6 protein-coding genes and 1 tRNA gene are annotated in these 6,783 nt (G+C 63.4%); 5 read left to right on the top strand and 2 right to left on the bottom strand.

Annotated elements, in window-relative coordinates; all coding sequences use genetic code 11:
- Position 1 precedes the first annotated feature (1 nt).
- The 3 genes from JOZ76_RS24285 to JOZ76_RS24275 all read left to right on the top strand — a co-directional run bounded on the left by JOZ76_RS24285 (position 2) and on the right by JOZ76_RS24275 (position 4,639).
- Positions 2–3,088, top strand: a complete 3,087-nt coding sequence (locus JOZ76_RS24285) for an efflux RND transporter permease subunit (protein WP_291702787.1) — start codon at positions 2–4, stop codon at positions 3,086–3,088.
- A 46-nt stretch (positions 3,089–3,134) separates the two neighbouring features.
- Positions 3,135–3,866: a tRNA-uridine aminocarboxypropyltransferase gene (locus tag JOZ76_RS24280; RefSeq protein WP_291702785.1), complete on the top strand. Its 732-nt coding sequence runs from the start codon at positions 3,135–3,137 to the stop codon at positions 3,864–3,866.
- Positions 3,867–4,405: 539 nt separating this feature from the next.
- Positions 4,406–4,639, top strand: coding sequence for a DUF2171 domain-containing protein (locus JOZ76_RS24275; RefSeq protein WP_291702778.1), 234 nt, complete (start codon positions 4,406–4,408; stop codon positions 4,637–4,639).
- Positions 4,640–4,781: 142 nt separating this feature from the next.
- On the opposite strand, the gene JOZ76_RS24270 is transcribed toward JOZ76_RS24275, so the two are convergent.
- Positions 4,782–5,045 carry a hypothetical protein gene (locus JOZ76_RS24270; RefSeq protein ID WP_291702776.1) on the bottom strand — a complete coding sequence of 88 codons (264 nt, stop codon included), beginning with the start codon at positions 5,043–5,045 and terminating at the stop codon, positions 4,782–4,784.
- Between the two features lie 281 nt (positions 5,046–5,326).
- On the opposite strand from JOZ76_RS24270, the gene JOZ76_RS24265 reads away from it, so the two are divergent.
- Both JOZ76_RS24265 and JOZ76_RS24255 read left to right on the top strand, forming a co-directional pair.
- Positions 5,327–5,632, top strand: coding sequence for a hypothetical protein (locus JOZ76_RS24265; RefSeq protein WP_291702774.1), 306 nt, complete (start codon positions 5,327–5,329; stop codon positions 5,630–5,632).
- 467 nt (positions 5,633–6,099) lie between these two features.
- A tRNA-Cys gene (locus tag JOZ76_RS24255) sits at positions 6,100–6,173 on the top strand.
- Between the two features lie 348 nt (positions 6,174–6,521).
- On the opposite strand, the gene JOZ76_RS24250 is transcribed toward JOZ76_RS24255, so the two are convergent.
- Positions 6,522–6,704: a hypothetical protein gene (locus tag JOZ76_RS24250; protein WP_291702772.1), complete on the bottom strand. Its 183-nt coding sequence runs from the start codon at positions 6,702–6,704 to the stop codon at positions 6,522–6,524.
- Positions 6,705–6,783 lie beyond the last annotated feature (79 nt).

The following is a 6,783-nucleotide window of genomic DNA, read 5'->3' as shown; positions in this document are numbered from 1 at the left end:
CATCCGTCGGCCGGTCGGGACCACGCTGCTCTCGATCGGACTGTTTCTGGTCGGCTGCGTCGCCTACGCCTTCCTGCCGGTGGCTTCCGTTCCCAACGTCGACTTCCCCGCGATCTGGGTGGTCGCCACCCGACCCGGCGCGGATCCCTCCGTCATGGCCGCGACGGTCGCAGCCCCCCTGGAGCGGCATCTCGGCGCGATCGCGGGCATCGACCAGATCACCTCGACCTCTACGCTCGGCGTCTCGGTCGTCCAGCTGCAGTTCACGATCGGCCGCGACATCGACCGCGCCGCGCGCGACGTGCAGGCCGCCATCAATGCCTCTCTGGCCGACCTGCCCGGCGATCTGCCGGCCTTGCCGCGCTTCCGCAAGGCCAACTCGTCGGCACAGCCGGTGTTCGTGCTGGCCCTGACCTCGAGGACCATGACCACCGGCGCAATCTACGACGTGGCCGACAGCGTGCTGGCGCAGCGGCTGTCCCAGGTGCCCGGCGTTGGCGATGTCACCGTGACCGGCGCCGACCAGCCGGCGGTGCGGATCGCGCTCAATCCGGTCGCGCTCTCGAATGCGGGGATCGCCACCGACGATGTCAGGCTCGCAATCGTCAACGCCAATCCGCTCGGGCCGGTCGGCATCTTCAATGGCGGACGCCTGAGCGAGACGATTTCGATCAATCCGCAGATGCGCACGGCGGAGGAGTTCCGCAACGTCCTGGTCAAGAGCGCCAGTGGCAATTTCGTCCGGCTCGCCGATGTCGCAGAGGTTGAGGATTCCGTCCGCAACGTCCGCTCGATCGCCTGGTTCAACAAGCAGCCGGCGGTGCTCATCCAGATCACCAAGCAGGGCGATGCCAATGTGATCGACACCGTCGACCGGGTAAAGGCGCTGCTCCCGGAGCTGAAGCAGTGGATTCCGGCCGGCATCGACGTTTCGACGCTGGTTGACCGCACCACGACGATCCGCGCGAGCGTGAGAGACATGCAGTTCACGCTGCTCGCCACCGCGATCCTGGTCATGGTCGTGGTGTTCACCTTCCTGCGGCGCACGGCACCGACGGTCGCCGCCGGCGTCTCGGTGCCACTGGCGCTCGCCGGGACCTGCGCCGGCATGTGGCTCGCCGGGTATTCCATCAATAATCTTTCCTTGATGGCGCTGGCGATCTCGGTTGGCTTCGTCGTCGACGACGCCATCGTCATGATCGAGAACATGTTCCGCAACCTCGAGCATGGCATGCCGCCCTATGCGGCGGCGCGCGAGGGCGCGCGGCAGATCGGTTTTACGGTGCTGTCGATCAGCCTGTCGCTGATCGCCGCCTTCACGCCGCTGATCCTGATGGAGGGCATCGTCGGGCGGCTCTTGCGCGAATTTTCCCTCACGCTGACCTTCGCCATCGTCGTGTCCACGCTGGTGTCGCTCACCATCACGCCGATGATCTGTGCGCATTATGTGAAGGAAAGCACCTCCGACCGGGCAACCTGGTACGATCGCCTCATCGAAGGCTCGCTGACGCGGATGGTGGATTTTTATGCGCGCACGCTGCGCACCGTGCTTGGCTTCCCTTTTCTGACCATGATCATGTTCCTGGCAACCATCGCGGTGACGGTGCTGCTCTACATCAAGGTGCCCAAGGGATATTTTCCGAGCGACGACTCTGGATTCATTTTCGGCGCGACGCGGGCCTCGCCCGACATCTCGTTCCAGTCGATGCTCAAGCTGCAGCAGGAGATCGCCGACATCGTGATGGCTGATCCGGCGGTGGAGGGGATCGGATCGACTGTCGGTAGCGGCGGCCCCGGCGGGCCGCCCACCTCCAATCGCGGCTCGATCTTCATCAACCTGAAACCGCCGGAACAGCGGGACTACGTGCCGACCGAGACCGTGATCGACCGGCTGCGCAAGAGCCTCTATCGCGTGCCCGGCATCCGCCTGTTCATGGTCGCGGTGGCGGACATCCGCGCCGGCGGACGGCAGAGCGATTCGCAATATCAGTACACGCTGCTCAGCACCGATCTCGATCTCTTGACGAAATGGGCGCCGATCGTCGGCAAGCGCATGGAGACGGTCGAGGGCATTACCGACGTGTCCTCGAACCGCGATCCCGGCGGGCTGCAGCTGACGCTCAAGATTGATCGCCAGGCGGCGTCCCGGCTCGGCGTGCGGGTGCAGGATATCGACAACGCGCTCAACAATGCCTTCTCGCAGCGCCAGATCTCCATCATGTACTCGCAGCGCAACCAGTACATGGTGGTGCTGGAGACCGATCCGAGATTCCAGACCGATCCGACCAATCTCGAGCGCGTGTTCGTGGCAGGCACCGGCGGCACGCAGGTGCCGCTGTCCGCCGTGGTGCATTACGAACGCGGCTTGTCGCCGCTCGGCGTCTTCCACACCCAGTCGCTGATTTCGACCACGGTGTCGTTCAATCTGCTTCCCGATGTGCCGCTGCAGGTCGCAACCACCAACATCCAGCGCGCGGTCGATGAACTTCACATGCCCGAGGGCATCCGCGGCACCTTTGACGGCAATGCCGGCGACTTCAACAAGGCCTCTGGGCGGCAGCCGCTCTTGATCCTGTTTGCGCTGGTTGCGATGTATATCGTGCTTGGCGTGCTCTATGAGAGTCTCGCGCATCCGCTCACCATCATTTCGACACTGCCCTCGGCCGGACTGGGGGCGCTGCTTGCTCTGCTGGTGACGAATACGCCGCTGACCATCATCGCGTTCGTCGGCATCATCCTGCTGATCGGGATCGTCAAGAAGAACGGCATCATGATCGTCGACTTTGCGCTGGAGGCCGAGCGCCAGCACGGCCTGTCCTCCGCGGAGGCGATTTTTGAGGCCTGCCGGGTTCGCTTCCGCCCGATCCTGATGACGACCATGGCGGCTCTGTTCTCCGGCATTCCGCTGGTCATCGCGACCGGGCCGGGCACCGAGCTGCGCCGGCCGCTCGGCATCACCATCATCGGCGGACTCTTCGTGTCGCAGATTCTGACCCTCTACACGACGCCGGTGATCTACCTCCTGATCGATCGGATGCGGCGACGGCGCGACAATCCCGGTGCGGTCGTGGTCGCGCCCGCGGAATAGGTTTTGCGCGGTTGTCGGGGCGTCGCGGGCGGCGTATAGCCGACCGATGTCCGAACAGGCCGAGAGCGAAAACATTGCCGGCGAGGCCGGCGCGGAGTGTCCGCGCTGCCTCAAACCGCCGCCCCTTTGCGTCTGCGACAGCGTGGCGCCGATCAAGAACCGGCTGTCGCTCTTGATCCTGCAGCATCCGCAGGAGCAGGACAGGGCGCTCGGCACCGCGCGGCTGGCTGCGCAGCATTTTCCCGGTGCGGTGGTCAAGATCGGGCTGTCGTGGCCGAGTCTCGCGAAGGCGCTGGGACGGCCGGTCGAAAATCCCGCGCGCTGGGCGATCCTTTATCTCGGTTCTGCAAGCGCGGAGGCGCTGCATGCGGAGCGCGAGGTCATCGCGCTGACCCGCAAGGGCGAGATGGCGGAGAACCAGCGCGCCATCCTCGACCGCATCGAGGGCGTCATCGTGCTCGACGGCACCTGGAGCCAGGCCAAGGCGCTGTGGTGGCGCAATCCCTGGATGCTGAAATGCCAGCGCGTGATCCTCAATCCCGCGCACCCGTCGCGTTACGGCCGGCTCCGCCGCGAGCCGCGCCGCGACACGCTGTCGACCATCGAGGCGGTCGGCCTCTTGATCGCGACGCTCGAGAAGCGCCTCGACATCGCGACCACGCTGAACGCGAGCTTCGAGCGGATGCTGGCGCGCTATCGCGAGGTCGAAAAAACCCATCCGGAGCTCACGCCAAAGCCAAAACCGCGGCCGGATTTTCGGCGGCGCCGCCGCGGATAAGACTCCGGCCTCCGCGCCCGCATTGTGCATGCGCAGGAACATCATTTCTGGTTCAAAAATGTCAAACAGCCAACACCGTCATTACGAGGCGCGAAGCGCAGAGGCAATCCAGACCGTCACCGCGGTGACAGTCTGGATTGCTTCGCTCCGCTGTGGGACGGCTCACCTCTCTCGTCGATATGATCGAGCCCCCACGTCCGTCGACGTACAGCGCCGGCGGCGCCGGTCGCGCAACAGGGCTATTCGATGAACCGGATCATCCACCGCATCGTCATGGGGGTGCTGCTCGCCGCAGCACTGGTGCTGTTCTGGCATCTGCTTGGGCGTTAGCTGCTTCTCAGCCCGCTTCGAAACCCGGAGACCTGAACTGTCGGTCGTGCTGGAACAGAAAAGCCCAGCCTGTGGTTGACGATAGGGCTTTTGGAGGAGCGCAGCGATCCCGGGCAAATGTCGAGGGGGATTTTTGGTCCCAGACAGGGCCGAAGCGGACAGGACGTCGACACCGAAAGCGGGGCTCAACAGACGACGAGAGGAGTGCGATGACCGAGATCAAGGAGCATATGGAAATCATCGGCGCCGATGGCGTTCACATCGGCACGATCGATCGGATCGAAGGCAACCGCATCAAGCTGACCAAAAAGGATAGCGGCGAGGGAAGCCATAAGGGCCATCACCACTTCATCGACCGGAGCCTCGTCGCGGATGTGGAAGGAAACCAGGTTCGCCTGTCCGCGGTCGGTGCCGTGGCCGTCACCATGGAAGAAGAAAAATAGCGGATGCGAGTCGTTCGGTAGCTGCGAACCCGCGGCTTTGCGGGTTGCCAGGATGTCCCTGCGCATGGAGCAGCAGTTGCACATAGATCAGACCGCTTTTCCTGGCGCGGACCGGAGTAGCTGACCAGTATTCCTGCCAGATTTAGTCGGACAAGCACTCAGGGCAACTATCGCCCATCGACTCGAGCACTTCCGCGATCACCACCGCCGCCGCGTTGGACGAGATACCTGGCGGCAAATCTCGGCGGGCGATCTCGAAGGCGTGATCGCGGGCGTGTGGGTTGCCGCGGTCCACCATCCAGCCGTGCTCCTCGCATTCGCGGATCGCGCCGGCATCGAGCAGAACGGCGGTCGCCCAGCCCTTCAGGGTGCGGATCGCCTGGGATCTCGGGACAAGCATCAGCATCGAATCGCTCCGGCCGAATCACTCGGTCCATGCAGTTCTGCCTGCTAACACGGACGGAGGAGCATCAAGCGGAGCGGCGTGATCTTTTTCCACGCGTTCCACTGGCCAGGTCGACCGGAAACTTGGACCTCGCCGCACAACTCGCCGACTGAGCCAAGCGAGCATGCATGAGCAACGCCGAAACGCCCGAACCAGGACTCCGCTTCAAAAGACGGCGATCATAGGAAACCTGCAGAACTTCGCGCGTTACCTGCATCTGGATAACCGACGGGAGAAGAGCCATGCGTGCCTCAATTCTTGCCGTGGTAGTTGCCGGAACCGCGATCGCCTTCCCTGCAACCGCGCAACAGCAGCAGACGGCCCCTAGCGAGCAGACCAGTGACCAGATGCACCGCGATGCAGACAAAAGCATCAAGACGAGTGAGCCCAGCGAGCAGATGCAGCGCGAGGCAGACAAAGGGGTCAAGACCCGCAATTCTGGAGCATCGGGGTACGTGGGCAATCAAGACAAGCCCGCCGCTTCCGCTCATCCTCCGGGCGAACCGCTGACGACGGGTTCAAGCAGCCAGACTGAAGCGCCGAAATAGCCGCAGCCGGGATCGCACAGGCGCGTCGCGATCGGTTATTTCATGCGGCGGCAGTCCTGTCCCCTTTCTCCGCGCCGCGTAGGACGATTCTGATCTGAGCGCGTGATGAGCTAATGGCCGCTGTAGCGCCTTCGCCGCGTCCTAGGCGCGCGCCACACAGCGCGCTCCTCGTCCGTGCCCAGGAACACACGCATGGTCTTCCGGTGGATCGGTGCGACAACTGCGTTCGGCGACGTCGTCAGAAAGCTGTAGACGAGATGAGGGCCGGGGATCGGTTTAGACTTGGTGCCGCGGTCGTCCTTGCACTCCGTCCAGATCCCGCGCGAAGGCGAAAAGCGGCCGATCCCGTTCAGCGCGAACCCCACGACGTCCAGACGAACATTTTGGGAGATGTGCCAAAACTATTCGATGAGTGGAATAGTTTCAGTTGCGACAAGCCTCTGCGCCGTCTATGGAAACACCCGTAGGGCCACGTGGCGGAGTGGTTACGCAGCGGTCTGCAAAACCGTTTACACCAGTTCAATTCTGGTCGTGGCCTCCACTCTTAACTCTTTGATTCAAGTCAACATTGTTTGGCGCGGCATAGGCATCCCGCGTTGTTGGGCGCCCGACGCCCCCGGTTTCATTGCGCCACCGGCCGCCACGACGGCAGAGCCGCACGCAGCAGATCATCTCCGTTGGATGCCATCGCCAAACGTGAAGACGCGATGCGCCGACGGATCGCAGCGAAGGCGCACGACAGAATATGCGCCTTCGCATGGCGCCCGATCCCGGACAGCCGCCGGACGAAATGCGCGCTCGATCGCGCTGGTTGCAAATAATTCGGGAGCCGCAGGCGAATAGCGTCGACATCGTCAGCTTCGCACGCGAGGTAACATGTCACCGCGCTTCAGCAGGCCGCGTTCCAGCCCGCCGGGAATGCAAACAGGGGCCAGGCCAGATCGTTGTCATTGGCCGGACGCGGCGGCGTGCGGTTGAACGGCATCAAACGCGACATGACGTCCTCCCCAGGGATCGGCTCAATAGCCGTTCTCACCGCATCCAGCAATCGCTCAAACTCGGCTTCGCTCATGGCGCACTCCCCATCGGAGAGCGTAACGTTGCAAAGCTTCCTTCTTTGCTAATTGAACGAATCGTTCAAATTGCGATCA

This window comes from Bradyrhizobium sp., assembly GCF_019244115.1.
Taxonomy (GTDB): domain Bacteria; phylum Pseudomonadota; class Alphaproteobacteria; order Rhizobiales; family Xanthobacteraceae; genus Bradyrhizobium.
The sequence above is the reverse complement of the archived record's forward strand: the minus strand, read 5'-3'. Positions and strand labels throughout refer to the sequence as shown.